The organism is Niabella agricola (assembly GCF_021538615.1).
GTDB classification, from domain to species: Bacteria; Bacteroidota; Bacteroidia; order Chitinophagales; family Chitinophagaceae; genus Niabella; species Niabella agricola.
In genome coordinates this window covers 995,905-1,014,465 of record NZ_JAJHIZ010000003.1, presented here as the reverse complement: position 1 = coordinate 1,014,465, position 18,561 = coordinate 995,905, and the positions used below count along the sequence as shown (strand labels likewise).

The following is an 18,561-nucleotide window of genomic DNA, read 5'->3' as shown; positions in this document are numbered from 1 at the left end:
CTCCTGTAAAAAAGCTACTGTAATATTTTGTACCGCCCGTCAATAAACTCCGGTAAAAACCAGCCGTTGTTGCGGAAGGCCCGTTCTTTTACCGCCTGCCATTCGTCGCTGTCCTCCTGCATATAAACACCCAATTTGGTTAATAAACGGATGCGTTGCAATAATGTCATCTTCAATGATTAATTTTGTACAAAATAAAGCGTTACAGCATACGTTCATTCAAATTATAATTATTCGAATATGGCTATAAAAATAACAGAAGAGTGCATTAATTGTGGAGCCTGTGAACCGGAGTGTCCGAACAATGCTATTTATGAGGGCGGGGTGGAATGGACCATCTCTGATGGAAAATACAGTTACAGGTGAATTTAAACTGTTAATGGGAATGTGGTGGATGCGCACTTTAAAAATGCACCCATCAGCGACGATACCTACTATATTGTTCCGGATAAATGTACCGAGTGCCAGGGGTTTCATGAAGAGCCGCAGTGCGCCTCGGTTTGCCCGGTAGACTGCTGTGTTCCCGATGAAATGTACCAGGAAACGGTAGAAGAGTTACTGGCTAAAAAAGAAAAATTACATTTATAATCTCCAAAAGAATGATACAGCAGGAGCGTTTGGCGTATCCTGTTCTTTAACGGATAATATGAAGAAAACGATCGCGTTGGTAACAGGAGGGCTTTCCGGGGAGTCGGTGATTTCCTATAAAAGCGCCGCTACGATTGAAAAGCACCTTGACCGTGAAAAGTACGAGGTGTATGTGATAGACATTAATCCGGAAGGATGGTTTTATACAGATCAGGCCGGACAAAAATCTGCCGTTGCAAAAGATGATTTTTCCATTGTGGAGAATGATCAAAAGATCCGGTTCGACGCCGTACTGATCGGAATGCATGGAACGCCCGGAGAAGACGGGAAACTCCAGGGGTACTTTGATATGCTGGGCATTCCTTATACAGGCTGTGATGCCGCCAGCTCTGCCATTACCTTTAATAAGCGGTATGCCGTAGCGGTGGCCAAAATGGCGGGAATTGGTGTGGCCAATTCCATGCACCTGTTTGCCCATACACCGGTACCGGCTGCCACGATACTGGAACAGCTAAAGCTGCCGGTGTTTGTAAAACCCAATAACGGGGGATCCAGTATCGGGATGAGTAAAGTACAGGAGGCTGCTGAACTGGAAGCCGCTGTTGCAAAAGCGTTCAGGGAAGACAGCCAGGTGCTGATAGAGCAAATGATCTCGGGGCGGGAATTTACCGTAGGCGTTTATAAGGCAAACGGCGCTATCCATGTACTTCCGCTGACGGAAGTAAAGGCGCATGACGGCCAGTCATTTTTCGATTTTGAAGCCAAGTATGAAGGTAAATCTACCGAGGTGACTCCGGCATTAGTCGATGAAGCGATTGCCGAAAAAGTACGGGCTGCTGCGAGGAAAGTATACGAGGTCTTTAACTGCCGGGGAGTGGTCCGGATCGATTTTATCTATAATGAAGCAGAAGCCCGGCCCTATATGCTGGAGGTAAATACCATTCCCGGTCAAAGCGCGGCCAGCATCGTACCGCAGCAGGTGGCCGCTGCGGGGGGAAGTCTTACCGATTTTTACAGTCTTCTGGTGGAGGAGTGTTTTTAAAGTCTGGATGATTCGGTTTCTCAGTCATCCCACATTTTCAAATTTCAAAGCCGATAGCCGAATTATCCTATATTTACCGAGAATAATCAACACATGTTTCGTTTTATAACAAGAAGACCACTTTGGATAAACATACTGGCGGGGATTGTTCTGGCGCTGGCGGTTTTTCAATCGTAATTCTTTCACTGGGATGGCTTACCCATCACAATGATGCTAAAACCGTTCCCCCGTTGCTGGGCAAAACCCTTGCCCAGGCGGAAAAAATACTGGCTGATGCGGGCTTTGAACTGGTGGTACAGGACAGCATCTTTAATGATACCTTAAAGCCATTGCAGATCGTGCGCCAGGTGCCCGATGAATATGAGGTAGTGAAGTCCAATAGAACCGTATACCTCACCATTAACCGGGCGGAACCTCCGTTAGTAGAAATGCCCAATATTGTTGGTTATAGCCTGAGAAGCGCTGAATTTACCCTGAATAATATGGGGCTGAAACTGGGCGATACTACTTTTAAACCTGATTTTGCAAAAAATACCGTGTTGCAACAGCTTTATAACGGTGTGGCCATCCAGCCGGGGGCCAAAATAAGACAGGGGTCAAGGGTTGACCTGGTGATCGGCAGCGGGCTGGGGGCCTCCTTCCTGGTGCCCAACCTGGTAGGGCTTACTTATGCGGACGCAAAAGCGCTGCTGGATGGCAAAGGGATCGGGGTTGGATCTGTGATTACCTCCGGGGGGATAACGGATACTGCGGCTGCATTTATATACCGGCAGAATCCGGAGCGCTTTGATGTAGATGGCAATGCGCAATCGATACGGCCGGGACAGATCGTGGATATATGGCTGAGCGTAGAACGCCCGGTGGTAGACTCTACCGGCGGTGGTAATAAGGGCGACTCGCTGCAAAAAGACACACCCGGAACACCGGAATAATCGTTTGATCACTTTAAAATACAGAAATATGAATACGATTACTGTTCAGGAGCTTAAAAAAAGACTCGACAATGGTGAAAAAATCAACCTGATCGATGTAAGAGAACCGGCAGAATACGAAGAATATAATATTGGCGGAAAACTGATTCCGCTGGGAAACATTCAAAACATGGAGTTGGATGAACTGGAATCTTTAAAAGAAGAGGAGGTGATCATTCACTGCCGTAGCGGAAAACGGAGTGCCGCGGCCTGCATCTTGCTGGACTCAATGGGTTTTAAGAATACCGTGAATGTAGAAGGCGGCGTGCTGGCCTGGCAGGATGCGTTCGGACAATAAAGCATTGTTTCGTTACTGATAAAACTAAAAAGTGCCAGGAGGCACTTTTTTTATAGGATCACTTTTTGCTTTTATCATTGTAGGGGATCAACCGGTACCCGGATTCCGGGAGATCGAATTTGGACATGGGCACGGCTCCGAAATCAATACTCGAAACGGTATTGGTCACTTTTGTTTTACCGTCAGTAGCTTCATACTCCATTACCAGGCCGGGCAGATTTTTATTCATATACAGGAATGCTGTATTTACCGGAATCAGGTCCTTAGTAAAATAAACGGTAAATGTGGTGCCGTCGCTCAATTTGCCAACAGCCTTCTGACAATTATAATTAGCGATGGTTTTGAACTCGTTTTCAATAGTGTAGGTGATGTTCTCGTACTTTTTGTTATGATCCTTCCAGTCGTCCGGGGTTAGCTGTTTCATAAACTTTTGCTCCCCGTAACTGGTTAAAATGGTAGCGCTGCCGGTTTTGCCGTCAAAAATAACGGACTGCGTGCCCAGCGAACTGATCATATCCGACCGGCCGGCATTTCCCTTCAGGTAAGTAACGCTGGTCGCTCCATCCATCATATCTGCCTTACCGGGTTTACTGCTGTTCGTATTGATCACAATATCGTAATAAATCGTAGCCTCAGTCAGTTTTTTCTGCCCCCAAATTGCGGTACTTAACAAGATTCCCGTCAATACTGTTAAAGCTGTTTTTTTCATTTCCATTCAATGCATTGTACAGACGAGCCAAATTAAGGAAATGGTTGCGTATGAAAAAATAGAATCTTGGCTGAGTGTCCGACAGAGCGGTGTAGTGTTCCTGCTTTACCCCTCTGCACTTCCATTAAAAGCTGGGGATCTTTTCCTGCAAATTCATCATTTTATCTTAATTTCGGCGAAAATAAAATAGGTAATGGCCGAGAAGATATTAATGCCCCGATTGAGTGATACCATGACTGAAGGAGTTATCGCAGATTGGCATAAAAAAGTAGGAGATCCCGTAAAAAAAGGCGATTTGCTGGCGGAGATTGAAACAGATAAAGCCACTATGGAGCTGGAAAGCTATAAAGATGGAGTGATCCTCCACTTAGGTGGCCCCAAAGGAAGTAAATTACAGGTAGATGACCTGTTGGCAATAGTAGGCGAGGCTGGTGAAGATATTTCCGGCCTGCTTGGAGGAAATGGTGGTAATGCCGCTCCTGCTGCAAAAAATACGGCCCCGGCTGCTGAGGCGCCCAACGAAACCCCGAAAGAATCACAGGCTGCGGCAACCCCGGCCCTGGATGTATCAAAAATGGAAGAAGTGGTGCTGATGCCCCGTTTGAGCGATACCATGACCGAAGGCGTGATCGCCAGCTGGGCAAAAAATATCGGAGATCCGGTTAAAAAAGGTGATTTGCTGGCGGAGATCGAAACCGATAAGGCCACTATGGAACTGGAAAGCTATAAGAACGGAACATTGCTTTACCAGGGAGCGGCTAAAGGGGAGAAGATCCAGGTGAACGACCTGCTGTGCATCATCGGGGACGCCGGTAAAGTAGATGTAAATGCGATCGTTGCTGCTGTAAAAGGTGGCGGCGCGGCGCCTGCGGCGACCGAAACGGCAAGTGCTGGCCCTGAGGCACAGGCCGCAGCACCGGCCCCTGAAGCCGCTGCAGTTCCGGTTGCTTCCGGTGACGGGCGTATAAAAGCATCGCCGCTGGCAAAAAAACTGGCAGCCGAAAAAGGTGTTGACCTGAGCCAGGTAAAAGGAAGCGGCGATAATGGAAGGATCATTAAATCCGATATTGATAACTATCAACCGGCGGCGGCACAAAGCAAGGCCTCATCGCCCGCAACTGCTCCTGCAGCGGCGGCAGCTCCCGCCGGACAGGAAAGCTTCGAAGACGTTCCGGTTTCGCAGATGCGTAAAACCATCAGCCGCCGGCTTTCTGAAGTGAAATTCTCCGCTCCGGAGTTTTACCTCACTATGGAAATCAATATGGATAAGGCTGTAGCCAGCCGTGCCCAGATGAATGAGGTTTCCACCAACAAAATCTCGTTTAACGACATGGTACTGAAAGCCTGTGCCCTGGCATTGAAAAAGCATCCTGCCATCAACAGCAGCTGGATGGGAGAATCCATCCGTGTAAACCATCATGTAAGCATTGGGGTAGCAGTAGCTGTGGAAGATGGTCTGTTGGTTCCAGTCGTGCGTTTCGCTGACACCAAATCGTTATCTCAGATTGCAGGTGAAGTGAAAGATTTTGCTCAAAGAGCAAAGAATAAAAAACTGCAACCCTCAGACTGGGAAGGAAATACCTTTACGATCTCTAACCTGGGGATGTTTGGAATAGAAGAATTTACAGCGATCATCAATCCTCCGGCCTCTTGTATCCTGGCTATAGGCGCGATCAATGAAGTGCCTGTTGTGAAAAACGGACAGATCGGGATTGGCAATATTATGAAAGTGACTCTTACCTGCGATCACCGGGTGGTGGACGGTGCTACCGGCGCCGCCTTCCTTCAAACCCTGAAGCAGTTGCTGGAAGAACCGCTCCGGATGCTGGTATAAGCAAAAGGATCGTCAAATAAACAGAACGGGCTGCAACCTTTAAAGGAGCAGCCTGTTCTATTATATGGAGAAGAAAACGTATGAACAAGAAAACAATTGTACTGGGGGCTTCTGAAAATCCGGCGCGCTACAGCAATATGGCTGTTAAACGGTTGCGGGCACATAACCATGAGGTGGTGGCCATCGGCAAGCGGGAGGGCCGGATTGGTGATGTGACAATACAAAAGGAGCAAACGGATGAAAAAGGGGTGGACACGGTAACGCTTTATCTGAATCCTGCGCATCAGCAGCAATATGAAGATTATATTTTGAAACTGCATCCCCGGCGGATCATTTTTAACCCGGGCGCGGAAAATGAGGCACTGGCCGCAAAAGCAAAACAACAGGGCATTGAACCGGTGGAAGCCTGTACCCTGGTATTGTTAACAACCAATCAATTTTAAATATAAAACTGGAAAGCTATGGGAAAAACGATGCTATTGCTGATTGCAGCGGTTATATGCAACAATGTGCTGCAGGCGCAATCTTTAAAACCGGTGGAAGCGGAAAGCAAGGTTGGATTTGTAATCAAGAATATGGGAGTGGATGTAGATGGCAGTTTTCAGGGATTAAAAGGAATGATCCATGTCAATACAGCCGACTGGAGCAAGAGCTCCTTTGACGTAACCGTAGATGTGAATACAGTTAATACCAATATCCAGCGACGCGACAATCACCTGAAACAGGCTGATTTTTTCGACGCGGCACAATATCCGGAGATTCGCATTCAATCTACCCGCATCCTGCCCAAACAGGGGAATATCTACTATGCGGAAGCAATGCTGACCATGCACGGCATTTCTAAAGCCATTAAATTCGATTTTATAGCCAAACCTGCCGACGGCGGATACTTATTTACTGCTAATTTTTCATTGAACCGGCTCGATTATAAGATCGGCAGGAGCAGTATTACCATGGCGGATAAAGTAACGGTGATGCTTTCGGTGCTTGCAAAAAAATAACGGGCGTTCTTTTCCTATGACAAGAATACTCCTGTGCTGGCTGTTGCTTTTCTCCATGGCTCCGGGTGTACGGGCGCAGACAGGCAGGACCAGCACTGCAAATGAGCGCTACAGGATCAGTGTGCTTACCTGCGGAACAGGAGCGGAGTTGTATTCCTCTTTTGGTCATACGGCCGTAAGGGTGACCGATAGCGTTAACGGCACTGATATCGTTTACAACTATGGTACCTTTGATTTCAACGATCCGGATTTCTATACCAAATTTACACTCGGTAAGCTGCTGTACTTCCTGGATGCTGAGGACTTCGACCGTTTTTTATACAGCTATGCCCGGGAGGGAAGAAGGGTTACGGAGCAGGTATTGCAACTGGATCCGGCCGGTAATAAAAGGGTTCGGATGTTTTTAGAAAGAAACCTCCTGCCTGCCAACCGGGCATACCGGTATGATTTTCTTTTTGACAATTGTGCTACAAGAGTACGCGATATTTTCCCGGCTACGCTGGATACCTCCTTTCATTTTGGAGTGGTGCTGGGCGGAAAGCAGCACAGTTACCGGGAGGTAATCGATCGGTACCTGGCAGCAAAACCATGGCAGCGTTTGGGAATTGATATTATATTGGGGCGGCCGGTGGATGCTCAAATGAATGAGTTGCATTCCATGTTCCTGCCGGATTACCTGTATGCCGCGTTGCAGCAGGCGCGGCATGGAGACCGGCCCTTTGTTACCAGCAAGGTATTGCTGAAAGAAAAAATTGCTGCGCCAACACAGGCTGTTAATACGCCACTCCTGATTTTTTTGCTGTTGTTATTACTGGTATTCGCCGTTTATTTTATACCCGTGTTGCGGAGATGCCGGAAAATGGTGCGTGCGGCGATCCTTTTTATTACAGGACTGATTGGGATGCAACTGTTGTTTATGTGGTTTTTTACCAACCATCAGTCCTGTGCCGATAACTGGAATGTTCTATGGGCCCTGCCGCTGAATACGGTTGTTGTTTTTATCAGGAGTAAGCGGGTGAAGAAGTATTATTTCGGTTTTGCCATCGCTGCACTTGTGGCAGCACTCCTGGTGCATTTTTCGGGGATCCAGCATTTACCGCTGAAAGAGATCGCTCCCTTGCTGGCGGCTTTATCCGTCATTTACGGGTATCAATTAAAACGAAGTGCGGCATGAAACCAGGATCATGGAGTAACAGCATTCCGGTTCTGCATTTCTGATGTCTTACTTCAATATTTACTATTTACATTGAATATTTTAAATTCCCGCAGGGTCATAAGCCCATTCCACCAGTGTAGCACCCCAGGTAAAACCACCGCCAAAGGCTGCCAGAACGATCTTGTCTCCGGTTCTTAATTGATTTTCCCATTCCCAAAGACAAAGTGGAATGGTAGCTGCAGTGGTATTGCCAAATTTCTGAATATTGATCATTACTTTTTCGCGGGGAAGACCGATGCGTTGCGCTGTAGCATCAATGATCCGGAGATTAGCCTGATGCGGTGCCAGCCAGGCAATGTCGTCACCGGTCAAATGGTTGCGTTCAAGAAGTTGGGCGCTAACATCTGCCATACCGGTAACCGCGAATTTGAAAACCGTCTTTCCTTCCTGGTAGGCATAGTGCTCGCGCGCGGCAACGGTTTCAGCACTGGCAGGATACCTCGACCCGCCTGCTTTCATTCTCAGGTACTGGGCACCACTTCCGTCGCTTTTTAAAATGCTGTCTTTTATGCCGTAGCCGTTCTGGCTGGGCTCCAGCAAAACCGCGGCGGCGCCGTCACCAAAAATAATACAGGTCGCGCGGTCTGTATAGTCGATGATCGAACTCATTTTATCAGCTCCCACCACTACTACTTTTTTATAGCGTCCGCTTTCAATAAGTGATGCACCCAGGGTTAGCGTATATAAGAAACCGGAACAGGCTGCAGATACATCAAAGCCCCAGGCGTTTTTTGCGCCGATCTTGTCGCAAACAATATTAGCGGTGGCCGGAAATACCATGTCTGGAGTAACGGTGGCTACAATCAGGCAATCGATCTCCATTGGGTCGATCCCTCGTTTTTCACAAAGTTGTTTTACAGCAGGCACAATCATTTCGGAGGTTCCTTTTCCTTCTCCTTTCAGGATCCTGCGTTCAGTGATCCCCGTTCGGGTGCGGATCCATTCGTCGGTGGTATCTACAATCTTCTCCAGGTCAAAATTGGTTAATTTGTCTTCAGGAACATATCCGCCCACTGCCGTGATGGCTGCTGTAACTTTGTTGCTCATCTGGTAAAAAAAATTTAGCGCCAAAGTTAGGGTGAATGTATGGGAATCAGAAATCATAAATTAGAAATGAAAATCCGGAATTAGAAATTTAAATTCGCGACATGTATGCATATCTGAAAGGGAAATTCACTTATAAAACGCCATCTGCTGTAATCGTAGATGTGAATGGTGTAGGCTATGAGGTAAACATCAGTTTGAACACCTACTCGGCGATTGAGGCCCTCGACGAGGGGTTGCTTTTTACACATCTGCTTATACGGGAGGATGCCCAGTTATTATATGGATTTGCAGGAACCCATGAAAAAGAAATTTTCCTTGGTTTGATCAGTGTTTCGGGAATCGGGGCAGGTACGGCCCGGTTAATCCTGTCTTATATGAAGCCGGATGAGGTGGTAAAAGCCATCACTTACGGGGATGCAAAAAGCCTGGAGCGGATAAAAGGCATCGGGAAAAAAACTGCAGAGCGGGCTGTGCTGGAATTAAAGGATAAGCTGGGTAAGCTACATATCGATCTGCCGGCAGAGCAGGCATTAACAGTGGTGCCTTCCGTAAGGCAGGATGCAGTAGAGGCATTACTTGCCCTCGGTATTCAACGGGTACCGGCAGAACAGGCAGTGCAGAAAGTGCTGGCACAGGAGCCTGAGACCGGTTTGGAACAATTGGTTAAAAAAGCGTTGAAGGGAATCTGAATAAAGGTTTGATGTACAGATGGGATCTGAATACAATTGCTAAAGTCCAAATCTTAAATCCTAAATCTCAAAAACCAAAAATCAAAAAACAGGGATCAGTATTGCAGGGCACCGCCCGTTAGCATCTGATGGCTGATAACTGGTAGCTCAAAGCGAACCGCCTACTCAAACATCGACGGATCATTATTGATCTCGATCCAGTAATTGTCGGGGTCACGGAGCCAGATCTGTTTTACCCCATCTACGCGTGTTGTAACGGATGATAATTTGCCGCTTACATCTTCATAAGGTACTTTATGCTGGTCGAGCTTGCGGACGAATGCTTCCAGGGAGGCCACGGTAAAGCACATATGGTTGTTCTTGAAATACTCCTTGGGTTTGTCGGCGCCCAGGATAATGTGCAGCGTGGTTTTGGGACCGGTTTTGAACCAGGCATGTTTGCCTATTTTAAAAGGCTCATCTACTTGCTCCAGGCCAATAATATCCGCGTAAAAAGCCGCGGCTTTTTTAAGGTCGGTTACGTAAATGGCCTGGTGATTGGATAAAACAACCGGCCGGTCGTTTTTTTGCTGGGCGAATAACTTCATAACGGAAACAACGGTGAAAATAAGAATGAACGGAACTCTTTTCATGACAGGAAATATACGTTTATAAGATCAAATGTATTGATTTTATAAACGAGAACCTGCAGCACCGCTGCCGAATTTGAAGATCATTGTAATATCTCTTATATGCGGGGCTGCTAAAAGAGTAGTGATTAAGTCCGTGCGTATTCCTGTATGCAGGTTGGAGTACAACCAATTGCCAAAGCTAAAAAGCAGCGCACCCGGCACCTTAATGGTGGTGATGCATACTGCCAGGCCGGCTCAGCTCCTTTAAATAAGACACATGCGAAGCAAATGCATTGTGTACCCGCCGGTATTCGATGTATTGCACGTTGAACTCGGCGCAGGTGCTTTTAATGATCTTGTTGATCCGGGGATAATGGATATGCGATATCTTGGGAAAAAGATGGTGCTCTACCTGGAAATTCAATCCACCCATAAACCAGCAGGCCAGCCGGTTCCGGGTAGCAAAATTAGCCGTGGTTTTCAACTGGTGAATGGCCCACTCATCGTCTACCTTATTGTTTTGCGCATTTACCACCGGAAAATGGGTGTGCTCTACGGTATGCGCCAATTGAAATACCACGCTCAATACAAAGCCAGCAAAAAGTGTATACACCAGGAAGCCGATCAGCCAGTTTTCAAAGCCCAGTACATAAATAGGCAGTGCTACAAATAAAAAAATATGCAGCAACTTGAATCCCCAGAAAGTGATGTGATCCTTTGTTTTCATCTTCTTCAACGGAATTTCACCGACTTTACCGGTAAAGTATTTTTTATAATCAGAAAAAAAGATCCAGAAAAGATACAAAAAGGAATAAGCCAGCCAGAAGTAAAAATGCTGGTAACGATGCATTTTGTGGTATTTCTGGGTTTCGCACAATCTTAAAAAGGGTTTGGCATCCAGGTCGTCGTCAATGCCATCAATGTTGGTATAGGCATGGTGAATGACATTGTGCTTCATCTTCCACATAAATGTGTTAGCTCCCAAAAAGTTTAATGAAGAAGCGGCAAGTGTATTTACCCAGGGTTTGCTGCTAAAGCTTCCGTGCGCACCATCGTGCATAATATTAAAGCCAATAGCCGAGGTAAATAATCCCAGCAGCAGGCATTCAATAATGGCCCAGACTGTGGGTGGCGTAAAAAAGACCAGGTGTATATAAACGGCCAGAAACCCGGCCACCAGGAACAAGGCTTTTGAGTACAGGCGGAAATTGCCGGTGCTGCGTACGCCTTTCGATTCAAAATAATCGTGTATGCGATTTTTAAGAACCGTATGGAACGAAGGAGGAGGGGGCGTTGCAAACTTGGGAAAAGCCATTGTTAGAAATTATATTTTATTGGGGTGCAAAGGTAGCTAAAATACGTCAGCCCCGCACATCTAATTCTGGTAAAATATTCGCCTTTATTTTAACATTTACACTTAGGTTTCGTTAAGGATCACCGATGAAAGGTTTTCCATGCCGATAATCTTGGTAGTCATCAGCCCTTCAGCATGTTTTACCCCGATACGTTTACCCAGCATCCGGCTCCGGGCCAGGATACTTTCCCGGAAATCCGGTGTGGAAATATAGGTTTGGGGTTCGGTGTCGCCGGGGTTGGAAGTTCCTGTATAAAACTGTGTGCTGTAGGCCTCAATGGCTTTCATCTTCATGTCGATCACCGATGAGATATCGATGAGCACACTGGGTTCATGATACCAGTCCTGCATATACTGGAAAAAATAGGAGGGCCGCCATTTCTGTTGGGGAGTGCCGTTATCATCTGTTGTTTCAATTTTCGAAAGGCCCGATAAAAAGCAGGCATCATTGATCAGGTGTCCGGCACGCCCGTGATCCGGATGGCGGTCTTCCAGCACATTACCTAAAATGATATCGGGTTGGTATTTGCGGATCACTTTGATCAGTCGGAGCTGGTGCTCCTCGTCGTTGCGGAAAAAGCCATCCCGCATTTTCAGGTTCTCCCGTACGGAAACCCCCATGATCCGGGCTGCATCAACTGCCTCCGCGTGACGGGTTTCTTTGGTTCCCCTGGTTCCCAGTTCGCCCTGGGTGAGATCAACAATGCCGGCTTTTTTACCGGCCTGGATTTCTTTCAACAATGTTCCGGAACAACAAAGCTCTACATCATCCGGATGAACGCCAATAGCGAGTATATCTAATTTCATGAACGATTGTTTGTTTTTGTAACAGGCATGAAGCCTGTTTGCTCTATATTGGCAAAGAAACAAAAGAAAAAGCAGAATGTTCGGGGCCAGGGGTGGAGAATGACGATTGACGCCTTTCAACGGGAAGCAAGCCTCCTCGAGAGTTCAATTTCAATCACGGGGTGCAATGAAACTGCCGGGAGCCTTGGACGTGTTTAAGGGGTTGCCTGTACCAGGGTGCGTATTTCCCGCAAGCTTCCGTCTTTAAAGAGCAGCGTGTTTCTCGTCACTGTTTTTTTATCGGGTTGCCGGTAATTCAAATACCATTCTGCAGAAGCCGACATCCGGGTATCATAAGGCTTGCTGATGAACTTTGCAAACGCAGATATGGCAGAGAAATAGGCCTTATACCGGGCATTGGACTGTAGTTGCAGCAGTTTGGGATAAAGCACTCCAACGGAATCACCGATACTGATCGTATAACCGTATTGCCTGCCTTCTGGCCATTTGGGAAGCTGCCGGCCCTCCGGGTTATAAATGGTCTTTACCCGGTCGCCCTCAATTTGAAAGAGTACATATTCCGACGGCTGCGATTGATTGCTCAGCCGCAGGTCGGAATAATAACCCAGTTTTCCCTTTAACACTTCAATCCCAGAGAACTGCGGGTTGGTTACCCAAAGCATGTCAATGTTTTTTTCCAGCGCAATGCCCTTGATTTTTTCATACACCGCTTCATGTGCATCGCCGATCTGCATTCCCAAAAAGCTGCCAGACCGTAATGTGTCTGCTGCAAGGATGCGTCCCTCAATGGGATCGATCACCATGGGCGGCTGCAGGTCTTCCTTCTGGCAGGAGGAAAAGATAAGACTGAAAATGAGGCCGATGATTCCCAGGCTACAGATTCGTTTATACAGTTGCTTCATATGGTTGATTCCGGTCATTAATAAAGATTAGTCTACCCTATAAGACGTGCGGCGACAGCCGTTCGCAACAACACCAGCCGCGATGTTTTACAGAAGATGTAGCCAAGCGCAACCGGGGATTACTGGATCTTCGCCTTGATCTCCTGCAATTTCAGCAATGCTTCCACAGGTGTGAGACGGTTAATGTCAATATCGGCAAGCGCTTTGCGGATCGAATCAAAGGTTTCGCTGTGGGCGTCAAAGATCGACAACTGGAACTGAGGCGCATTTACATCCCTGATCTTTTCCTGGATGTTTTTTCCGGCCCCGTCTTCATGCATGTGCTTATTTTCCAGCTGGGCAAGAATCTCGTTTGCCCGCTGGATCAATGCGGGCGGCATACCAGCCATTTTGGCCACATGGATCCCGAAACTGTGGGTACTGCCGCCCCGGGCCAGTTTGCGGAGAAAAATGATTTTATTACCGATCTCTTTATTGGTAACATGGTAATTCTTTACCCGTTCCAGCTTTTCTTCCAGTTCGTTAAGCTCATGGTAATGGGTGGCAAACAGGGTCTTGGGCTGATGGGGCGACTGATGGAGATACTCTGCAATGCTCCAGGCAATAGAGATTCCGTCGTAAGTGGAAGTACCCCGGCCGATCTCATCCAGCAGTACCAGGCTTCGGTCGGTAATATTATTAATGATAGAGGCGGTTTCATTCATTTCCACCATAAAAGTGCTCTCTCCGCCGCTTAAATTGTCAGAGGCGCCAACCCGGGTAAAAATCTTATCGGTCAGCGAAATATGTGCTTCCGTGGCCGGAACGAAGCTGCCCATATGCGCCATAAGTGTTATGAGCGCGGTTTGGCGCAGCAAGGCCGATTTACCGCTCATATTAGGTCCCGTAAGAATGATGATCTGCTGATCGGCCTTATTGAGCTCCAGATCGTTGTGTATATAACTTTCGCCAACGGCCAGGTTCCGCTCAATTACGGGGTGCCGGCCTTCTTTCACGCTCCATACCGAATCCTCGTAAACCTTTGGTTTTTTGTACTGGTAATGAATGGCGTTGTGGGCAAAACAGGCCAAACAATCGAGTATTGCAATTAAATTACCGTTGGCCTGTACGGGCGCCAGGTATTCGAACAACTCGTTGAGCAGCTGGTCGTATAACTGTTGTTCCAGCAATAATATTTTTTCTTCGGCTCCTGTGATCTTTTCTTCATACTCTTTTAATTCCGGGGTGATATAACGCTCGGCATTGGCCAGGGTTTGTTTCCGGATCCAGTTTTCCGGTACTTTATTCTTGTGAACATTGGTTACTTCAAGGTAGTATCCGAATACATTATTAAATCCAACTTTAAGCGAACTGATTCCGGTTGCTTCCGCCTCCTTTACCTGTAATTTGGTAAGGTAGGCCTTTCCATCGCTGGAAATGATGCGCAGCTCATCCAGTTCTTCCAGTATCCCGCTTTGGATTACGCCTCCTTTGGCAATGGTAGCCGGTGGCTGCTCAACGATTTCGCGGCTGATTTTTTCCGCAATAACGGGGCAGGGATTGAGTGCGTCACCCACCCGTTGCAGGTAGGTGTTCGATTGGGCCAGGCAGGTCTCTTTGATGATGGCCACCTGCTGCAGGCCCCGGGCCAGTTGCAGTATTTCCCGGGGATTGATCTTTTTGGTGGGAATCTTGGCCACCAGCCGCTCAATATCTCCGCAAAGTTTAATGGATTGGGTCAGCAGCTGCCGGAGCTCAGGATCCTTGATCATGGTTTCCACCACATCCAGCCGTTCGTTGATCTTGTGAAGATCGATCAGGGGAAAGATGATCCACCGTTTTAACAGGCGAGCGCCCATGGGCGATACGGTATTGTCGAGCACTTTTAAAAGTGTATGTCCATCTGCCGGTCCGCCTGCCAGTTCCAGGTTGCGGATGGTGAATTTATCCATCCACAGAAACTCGTTCTTATGAATACTACCGATGGAGGTAATATGTTGCAGGTTGGGATGCTCGGTATCTTTCAGGTAATGGATAACAGCGCCGGCGGCCGTGATGCCTTTTTCCATTTCGCCGATTCCAAAACCTTTCAGCGAGTGGGTCTGGAAATGTTTTAACAGCACGTCCTGCGCATACTGCTTGTCGAAGATCCACTCATCCAGGGTGTAGATATAGGTCTTACTGGCAAAGTATTCCTTGTATTTTTTTTGCTGATGGCGTTGGAACACCACTTCCGCCGGCCGGAAACTTTGTAACAGTTTATCGGCATATTCGCGGTCGCCCTCCGCTACAAAAAATTCCCCGGTGGAAAGATCAAGAAAAGCGAGGCCGAATTGTTCGTCGTCCGCAAAATGGATTCCCGCCAGGAAGTTGTTGCTATTGTGTTCGAGGAGTTTGTCGTTGATGGCAGTGCCGGGGGTCAGCATTTCTGTTACGCCCCGTTTTACGAGCCCTTTCGCCTGTTTGGGGTCTTCCAGCTGATCGCAGATGGCCACCCGGTAGCCTGCCTTTACAAGCTTATGCAGGTAGGTGTCCAGTGAATGGTGCGGAAAGCCGGCAAGGTCCAGCGAAGCGGCAGCCCCGTTGTTTCTTTTGGTAAGGGTTATGCCCAGTACCTGGGATGCGATAACGGCATCCTGGCCAAAGGTTTCATAAAAATCACCTACACGAAACAGCAATACAGCATCCGGATATTTTTGTTTAATCGCCTTGTGCTGCTGCATGAGCGGAGTGTCCTGCGGGTTGTTATTTTTTGCCTTTGCCATGGAGCGCAAAAATAGGGGAAAACGGCGTTTAATAACCGGAAGGCAGGCATCAAAAACGCTTGTTCAGAGATGCCGTTCATCAAGAAACAGCTTGATTTACAGGAAGATTGCTGGTTGTGGCATAATTGTTGAGTTTTATATTAGTAAAATTATAATTTATGAAGAAAATCATGCTTTCCGCCCTGATTTTAGCGGCTACAGCTTATGGGGCCAACGCGCAAACACAGAAAGGATATTATCTGATTGGTGGTAATCTTGCTTTGTTATCCGGAAGTACCAATGAAAAAAGCTTTCAGATGAATATTACGCCGAAAGTTGCGTGGTTTGTACAGGAGGATTTAGCCATCGGAGGTAAGGTTGACCTGGGGTTTAAGGCCGGAAGGGCACAGAAGCCGTCGATCAATTATTTTGTAGGACCAATGGCCCGTTACTATTTTGGAGAGCAGCAGGTAAATACACCCAAGCAAACCCGTGTTTTTGCAGAAGCGGATGCTGGTGTCAGTGGTAACAATGCCGGTGGTAAATCGACCAACGGTTTTGGGGCAGGTATTGGACCCGGACTGGCGTTTTTTGTAAATGAGAACATTGCCCTGGAAGCACTCGCAAAAGCGAATATTATTACCGGGGCAGGCAGCAACGGTGTATCGTTCCGCCCTGAACTGGGATTGGGTTTTCAGATTTATCTGCCTGGGTCCAAGCTCAAGCAAATGCGTAACGACATGAAATAGTTCCTGATATAGCAAAAAGTGCAGGGCTGTATCAAAGTTGGCAATTATTATCCCGGCGCCACGTAGCCCGGGGAAAGTGTTCAACGTTGATGCAGCCTTTTTATTGCAATTTCACTGGTATCCGTTTATTTTTGCGCCATGCGTAAGTTAAGCATGGAAGAGTTGGGGCGGATGTCGGTGGAGGCGTTCAAGGAGTCGGAAAAAATCCCGATCGTGGTTGTCCTGGAAAATATCCGCAGCGCCTATAACGTGGGTAGCGTGTTCCGGACCTCCGATGCGTTCCGGGTGGAAGCGATCTATATTACCGGTTACTCGGCAAAACCTCCTCATAAAGAAGTGAAGAAGACCGCCCTGGGAGCGGAGGAAACCGTAAGCTGGATGCATTTTGCAAATGCAGGGGAAGCCATTGCCGCATTGCGGGAATCGAATCACACCATACTGGCTGTAGAACAGGTTGAAGGGAGTACAAAGCTGCACCAGTTAAACTGGGATGGGCAAACCAAAATTGCCGTGGTATTTGGAAATGAAGTGAGCGGAGTAGAGCAATCGACGATTGCCTTATGCGACGGCTGCCTGGAAATTCCACAACTGGGCGTGAAACATTCCCTGAATATTGCTACGGCAGCGGGGGTGGTGCTGTGGGAACTGGTCAGGAAAAAGATACCTTGAGAAATTTGGGAATGGAATTGAACAGGCAGGTTTATGCCAGATGGACTTATTTATTTCACGTTTTAAAGTTTGAAGTTCCAGATCAGATTTCGCCTTACACTCAATGCCGGCCTGTGATCCGCTGCGTAATGGCCGAAAACTGATGACGGTTTCAGGTTTAAAATTCCAGTTATACCCTCCATGATCCGTTGATCATTCACGATTCAGATTTGAGGTTCTGATTTCTGACGTCTGATTGCTCGTTCTGATTGCGGATTGCTCATTGCTCACCCCGGTATTCCATCAGGATATCCGGCGCCCAACAGGAACGGGATCTTCATTTTCACATTTCTGCATTTTCCAATTCCCTTCCAAGTTTAAAAAGGGCATTTCAATAAATGGAAAGAACCCTACATTTGCTGAATGTCTGTTACAAAGAATTACCTAAGCCTCGTAAAGTTTTCCCATACCATTTTTGCCATGCCTTTTGCATTGATTGGCTTTTTCCTGGGGGTCCGCAACACGGATACCAGCGATCAGTCGCCCAATGCTACTGGTATTATGCCCACAATGTGGAATAAAACCATCTATTTTTTTCGTGAAAAAGGCTGGGTGTTTTTATTGGTGCTCCTTTGTATGATTTTTGCCCGCAATGCCGCCATGTCGTTTAACCGGTACCTCGACCGGAAATACGATGCGCTGAATCCACGTACGGCGGTCCGGGAAATACCTGCCGGTGTCTTGTCTGCCAGCAGTGTCTTGTGGTTTACCATTCTGAACAGCGTATTGTTTATTGTAGCTACCTATTTTATCAACCCCATTTGTTTTTATTTGTCGCCGGTGGCCTTACTGGTAGTGCTGGGCTATAGCTATACCAAACGGTTTACGGCGCTTTGCCACCTGGTATTGGGCCTGGGGCTTTCGCTGGCTCCAATAGGTGCGTATCTGGCGGTAACCGGAGTATTTGACACCCTGCCGATTCTTTTCTCTTTTGCCGTTCTTTTCTGGGTGAGCGGTTTTGATATTATTTACGCATTGCAGGATGAGGGCTTCGACCGGTCGAACCAGCTGTATTCGATACCATCTGTATTGGGCGGTAAACGGGCGCTTCGGGTATCCGAGCTGCTGCACCTGCTGAGCGCCACAGCTGTGATTGCCGCAGCTTTTAAGGGCGCTTTCGGGGGATGGTACTGGGCCGGGGTTTCCGTTTTTGTGGGCATGTTGGTTTATCAGCACAGTATCGTAAAGCCGAACGATCTTCGTCGGGTAAACCTTGCTTTTATGACCGCCAATGGTATTGCATCGGTGGTTTTTGCGGTGTTTGTAATCGCAGATATGTTTTTGCGGTAGCATGATCTTAAAAAATCTCAAA

At 47.4% G+C, this 18,561-nt stretch carries 21 protein-coding genes; 13 read left to right on the top strand and 8 right to left on the bottom strand.

The window, feature by feature from the left end:
* Positions 1 to 14 precede the first annotated feature (14 nt).
* On the bottom strand, positions 15 to 170 hold the full coding sequence (locus LL912_RS09720; RefSeq protein WP_235553380.1) for a hypothetical protein: 156 nt from the start codon (positions 168 to 170) through the stop codon (positions 15 to 17).
* Between the two features lie 70 nt (positions 171 to 240).
* Here LL912_RS09720 and LL912_RS09715 point away from each other — a divergent pair, with 70 nt between their 5' ends.
* The 5 genes from LL912_RS09715 (at position 241) to LL912_RS09695 (ending at position 2,899) form a co-directional block, all read left to right on the top strand.
* Positions 241 to 366 carry a 4Fe-4S binding protein gene (locus LL912_RS09715; protein WP_235553379.1) on the top strand — a complete coding sequence of 42 codons (126 nt, stop codon included), beginning with the start codon at positions 241 to 243 and terminating at the stop codon, positions 364 to 366.
* A 21-nt stretch (positions 367 to 387) separates the two neighbouring features.
* The gene (locus tag LL912_RS09710; protein WP_235553378.1) at positions 388 to 588 is read left to right on the top strand and encodes a 4Fe-4S dicluster domain-containing protein; all 201 of its coding nucleotides are present in this window, start codon (positions 388 to 390) and stop codon (positions 586 to 588) included.
* Between the two features lie 58 nt (positions 589 to 646).
* The gene (locus LL912_RS09705) at positions 647 to 1,630 is read left to right on the top strand and encodes a D-alanine--D-alanine ligase (RefSeq protein ID WP_235553377.1); all 984 of its coding nucleotides are present in this window, start codon (positions 647 to 649) and stop codon (positions 1,628 to 1,630) included.
* Between the two features lie 122 nt (positions 1,631 to 1,752).
* Positions 1,753 to 2,562, top strand: a complete 810-nt coding sequence (locus tag LL912_RS09700) for a PASTA domain-containing protein (RefSeq protein WP_235553376.1) — start codon at positions 1,753 to 1,755, stop codon at positions 2,560 to 2,562.
* A gap of 28 nt (positions 2,563 to 2,590) precedes the next feature.
* Positions 2,591 to 2,899, top strand: coding sequence for a rhodanese-like domain-containing protein (locus LL912_RS09695; RefSeq protein WP_235553375.1), 309 nt, complete (start codon positions 2,591 to 2,593; stop codon positions 2,897 to 2,899).
* A gap of 58 nt (positions 2,900 to 2,957) precedes the next feature.
* Here LL912_RS09695 and LL912_RS09690 read toward each other — a convergent pair whose 3' ends face one another.
* A complete protein-coding gene (locus tag LL912_RS09690) occupies positions 2,958 to 3,614 on the bottom strand; it encodes a hypothetical protein (RefSeq protein WP_235553374.1) in 657 nt (218 codons plus the stop codon).
* Positions 3,615 to 3,801: 187 nt separating this feature from the next.
* Here LL912_RS09690 and LL912_RS09685 point away from each other — a divergent pair, with 187 nt between their 5' ends.
* From LL912_RS09685 to LL912_RS09670, 4 genes are all read left to right on the top strand, one after another.
* A complete protein-coding gene (locus tag LL912_RS09685; RefSeq protein WP_235553373.1) occupies positions 3,802 to 5,442 on the top strand; it encodes a pyruvate dehydrogenase complex dihydrolipoamide acetyltransferase in 1,641 nt (546 codons plus the stop codon).
* Positions 5,443 to 5,522: 80 nt separating this feature from the next.
* Positions 5,523 to 5,885 carry a CoA-binding protein gene (locus tag LL912_RS09680; RefSeq protein WP_235553372.1) on the top strand — a complete coding sequence of 121 codons (363 nt, stop codon included), beginning with the start codon at positions 5,523 to 5,525 and terminating at the stop codon, positions 5,883 to 5,885.
* Positions 5,886 to 5,903: 18 nt separating this feature from the next.
* On the top strand, positions 5,904 to 6,443 hold the full coding sequence (locus tag LL912_RS09675; RefSeq protein ID WP_235553371.1) for a YceI family protein: 540 nt from the start codon (positions 5,904 to 5,906) through the stop codon (positions 6,441 to 6,443).
* Between the two features lie 16 nt (positions 6,444 to 6,459).
* Positions 6,460 to 7,617 (top strand): Lnb N-terminal periplasmic domain-containing protein, encoded by a 1,158-nt coding sequence (locus LL912_RS09670; RefSeq protein WP_235553370.1) that lies wholly within the window; start codon positions 6,460 to 6,462, stop codon positions 7,615 to 7,617.
* 81 nt (positions 7,618 to 7,698) lie between these two features.
* On the opposite strand, the gene LL912_RS09665 is transcribed toward LL912_RS09670, so the two are convergent.
* The gene (locus LL912_RS09665) at positions 7,699 to 8,706 is read right to left on the bottom strand and encodes a beta-ketoacyl-ACP synthase III (protein WP_235553369.1); all 1,008 of its coding nucleotides are present in this window, start codon (positions 8,704 to 8,706) and stop codon (positions 7,699 to 7,701) included.
* Positions 8,707 to 8,807: 101 nt separating this feature from the next.
* Here LL912_RS09665 and ruvA point away from each other — a divergent pair, with 101 nt between their 5' ends.
* Positions 8,808 to 9,395: a Holliday junction branch migration protein RuvA gene (gene ruvA, locus LL912_RS09660; RefSeq protein ID WP_235553368.1), complete on the top strand. Its 588-nt coding sequence runs from the start codon at positions 8,808 to 8,810 to the stop codon at positions 9,393 to 9,395.
* A 161-nt stretch (positions 9,396 to 9,556) separates the two neighbouring features.
* Here the strand turns inward: ruvA and LL912_RS09655 are convergent, their stop codons facing one another.
* The 5 genes from LL912_RS09655 to mutS all read right to left on the bottom strand — a co-directional run bounded on the left by LL912_RS09655 (position 9,557) and on the right by mutS (position 15,813).
* Complete coding sequence (locus tag LL912_RS09655; protein WP_235553367.1) at positions 9,557 to 10,027, bottom strand: VOC family protein; 471 nt, start codon at positions 10,025 to 10,027, stop codon at positions 9,557 to 9,559.
* Between the two features lie 202 nt (positions 10,028 to 10,229).
* Positions 10,230 to 11,321 (bottom strand): fatty acid desaturase family protein, encoded by a 1,092-nt coding sequence (locus tag LL912_RS09650; protein WP_235553366.1) that lies wholly within the window; start codon positions 11,319 to 11,321, stop codon positions 10,230 to 10,232.
* Between the two features lie 102 nt (positions 11,322 to 11,423).
* Positions 11,424 to 12,167, bottom strand: a complete 744-nt coding sequence (gene bshB1 / locus LL912_RS09645; RefSeq protein ID WP_235553365.1) for a bacillithiol biosynthesis deacetylase BshB1 — start codon at positions 12,165 to 12,167, stop codon at positions 11,424 to 11,426.
* Positions 12,168 to 12,361: 194 nt separating this feature from the next.
* The gene (locus tag LL912_RS09640; protein ID WP_235553364.1) at positions 12,362 to 13,087 is read right to left on the bottom strand and encodes a hypothetical protein; all 726 of its coding nucleotides are present in this window, start codon (positions 13,085 to 13,087) and stop codon (positions 12,362 to 12,364) included.
* A gap of 101 nt (positions 13,088 to 13,188) precedes the next feature.
* Entirely contained in the window at positions 13,189 to 15,813 is a 2,625-nt protein-coding gene (gene mutS, locus LL912_RS09635; RefSeq protein ID WP_235553363.1) for a DNA mismatch repair protein MutS, read from the bottom strand.
* Between the two features lie 158 nt (positions 15,814 to 15,971).
* On the opposite strand from mutS, the gene LL912_RS09630 reads away from it, so the two are divergent.
* The 3 genes from LL912_RS09630 to LL912_RS09620 all read left to right on the top strand — a co-directional run bounded on the left by LL912_RS09630 (position 15,972) and on the right by LL912_RS09620 (position 18,539).
* Positions 15,972 to 16,541, top strand: a complete 570-nt coding sequence (locus tag LL912_RS09630; protein WP_235553362.1) for a hypothetical protein — start codon at positions 15,972 to 15,974, stop codon at positions 16,539 to 16,541.
* 138 nt (positions 16,542 to 16,679) lie between these two features.
* Positions 16,680 to 17,210, top strand: coding sequence for an RNA methyltransferase (locus LL912_RS09625; protein ID WP_235553361.1), 531 nt, complete (start codon positions 16,680 to 16,682; stop codon positions 17,208 to 17,210).
* A 402-nt stretch (positions 17,211 to 17,612) separates the two neighbouring features.
* Positions 17,613 to 18,539 (top strand): UbiA-like polyprenyltransferase, encoded by a 927-nt coding sequence (locus tag LL912_RS09620; protein WP_235553360.1) that lies wholly within the window; start codon positions 17,613 to 17,615, stop codon positions 18,537 to 18,539.
* The last annotated feature ends 22 nt before the right edge of the window (positions 18,540 to 18,561 follow it).

Excerpts from the sequence above, each read along its gene's own strand:
- LL912_RS09675 (WP_235553371.1), top strand. The coding sequence starts at position 5,904 with ATGGGAAAAACGATGCTATTGCTGATTGCAGCGGTTATATGCAACAAT.
- LL912_RS09715 (WP_235553379.1), top strand. The coding sequence starts at position 241 with ATGGCTATAAAAATAACAGAAGAGTGCATTAATTGTGGAGCCTGTGAA.
- LL912_RS09670 (WP_235553370.1), top strand. The coding sequence starts at position 6,460 with ATGACAAGAATACTCCTGTGCTGGCTGTTGCTTTTCTCCATGGCTCCG.
- mutS (WP_235553363.1), bottom strand. The coding sequence starts at position 15,813 with ATGGCAAAGGCAAAAAATAACAACCCGCAGGACACTCCGCTCATGCAG.
- LL912_RS09650 (WP_235553366.1), bottom strand. The coding sequence starts at position 11,321 with ATGGCTTTTCCCAAGTTTGCAACGCCCCCTCCTCCTTCGTTCCATACG.
- LL912_RS09655 (WP_235553367.1), bottom strand. The coding sequence starts at position 10,027 with ATGAAAAGAGTTCCGTTCATTCTTATTTTCACCGTTGTTTCCGTTATG.
- ruvA (WP_235553368.1), top strand. The coding sequence starts at position 8,808 with ATGTATGCATATCTGAAAGGGAAATTCACTTATAAAACGCCATCTGCT.
- LL912_RS09695 (WP_235553375.1), top strand. The coding sequence starts at position 2,591 with ATGAATACGATTACTGTTCAGGAGCTTAAAAAAAGACTCGACAATGGT.
- LL912_RS09630 (WP_235553362.1), top strand. The coding sequence starts at position 15,972 with ATGAAGAAAATCATGCTTTCCGCCCTGATTTTAGCGGCTACAGCTTAT.
- LL912_RS09625 (WP_235553361.1), top strand. The coding sequence starts at position 16,680 with ATGCGTAAGTTAAGCATGGAAGAGTTGGGGCGGATGTCGGTGGAGGCG.
- bshB1 (WP_235553365.1), bottom strand. The coding sequence starts at position 12,167 with ATGAAATTAGATATACTCGCTATTGGCGTTCATCCGGATGATGTAGAG.
- LL912_RS09685 (WP_235553373.1), top strand. The coding sequence starts at position 3,802 with ATGGCCGAGAAGATATTAATGCCCCGATTGAGTGATACCATGACTGAA.
- LL912_RS09705 (WP_235553377.1), top strand. The coding sequence starts at position 647 with ATGAAGAAAACGATCGCGTTGGTAACAGGAGGGCTTTCCGGGGAGTCG.
- LL912_RS09640 (WP_235553364.1), bottom strand. The coding sequence starts at position 13,087 with ATGACCGGAATCAACCATATGAAGCAACTGTATAAACGAATCTGTAGC.
- LL912_RS09720 (WP_235553380.1), bottom strand. The coding sequence starts at position 170 with ATGACATTATTGCAACGCATCCGTTTATTAACCAAATTGGGTGTTTAT.
- LL912_RS09680 (WP_235553372.1), top strand. The coding sequence starts at position 5,523 with ATGAACAAGAAAACAATTGTACTGGGGGCTTCTGAAAATCCGGCGCGC.
- LL912_RS09620 (WP_235553360.1), top strand. The coding sequence starts at position 17,613 with ATGTCTGTTACAAAGAATTACCTAAGCCTCGTAAAGTTTTCCCATACC.
- LL912_RS09665 (WP_235553369.1), bottom strand. The coding sequence starts at position 8,706 with ATGAGCAACAAAGTTACAGCAGCCATCACGGCAGTGGGCGGATATGTT.
- LL912_RS09690 (WP_235553374.1), bottom strand. The coding sequence starts at position 3,614 with ATGGAAATGAAAAAAACAGCTTTAACAGTATTGACGGGAATCTTGTTA.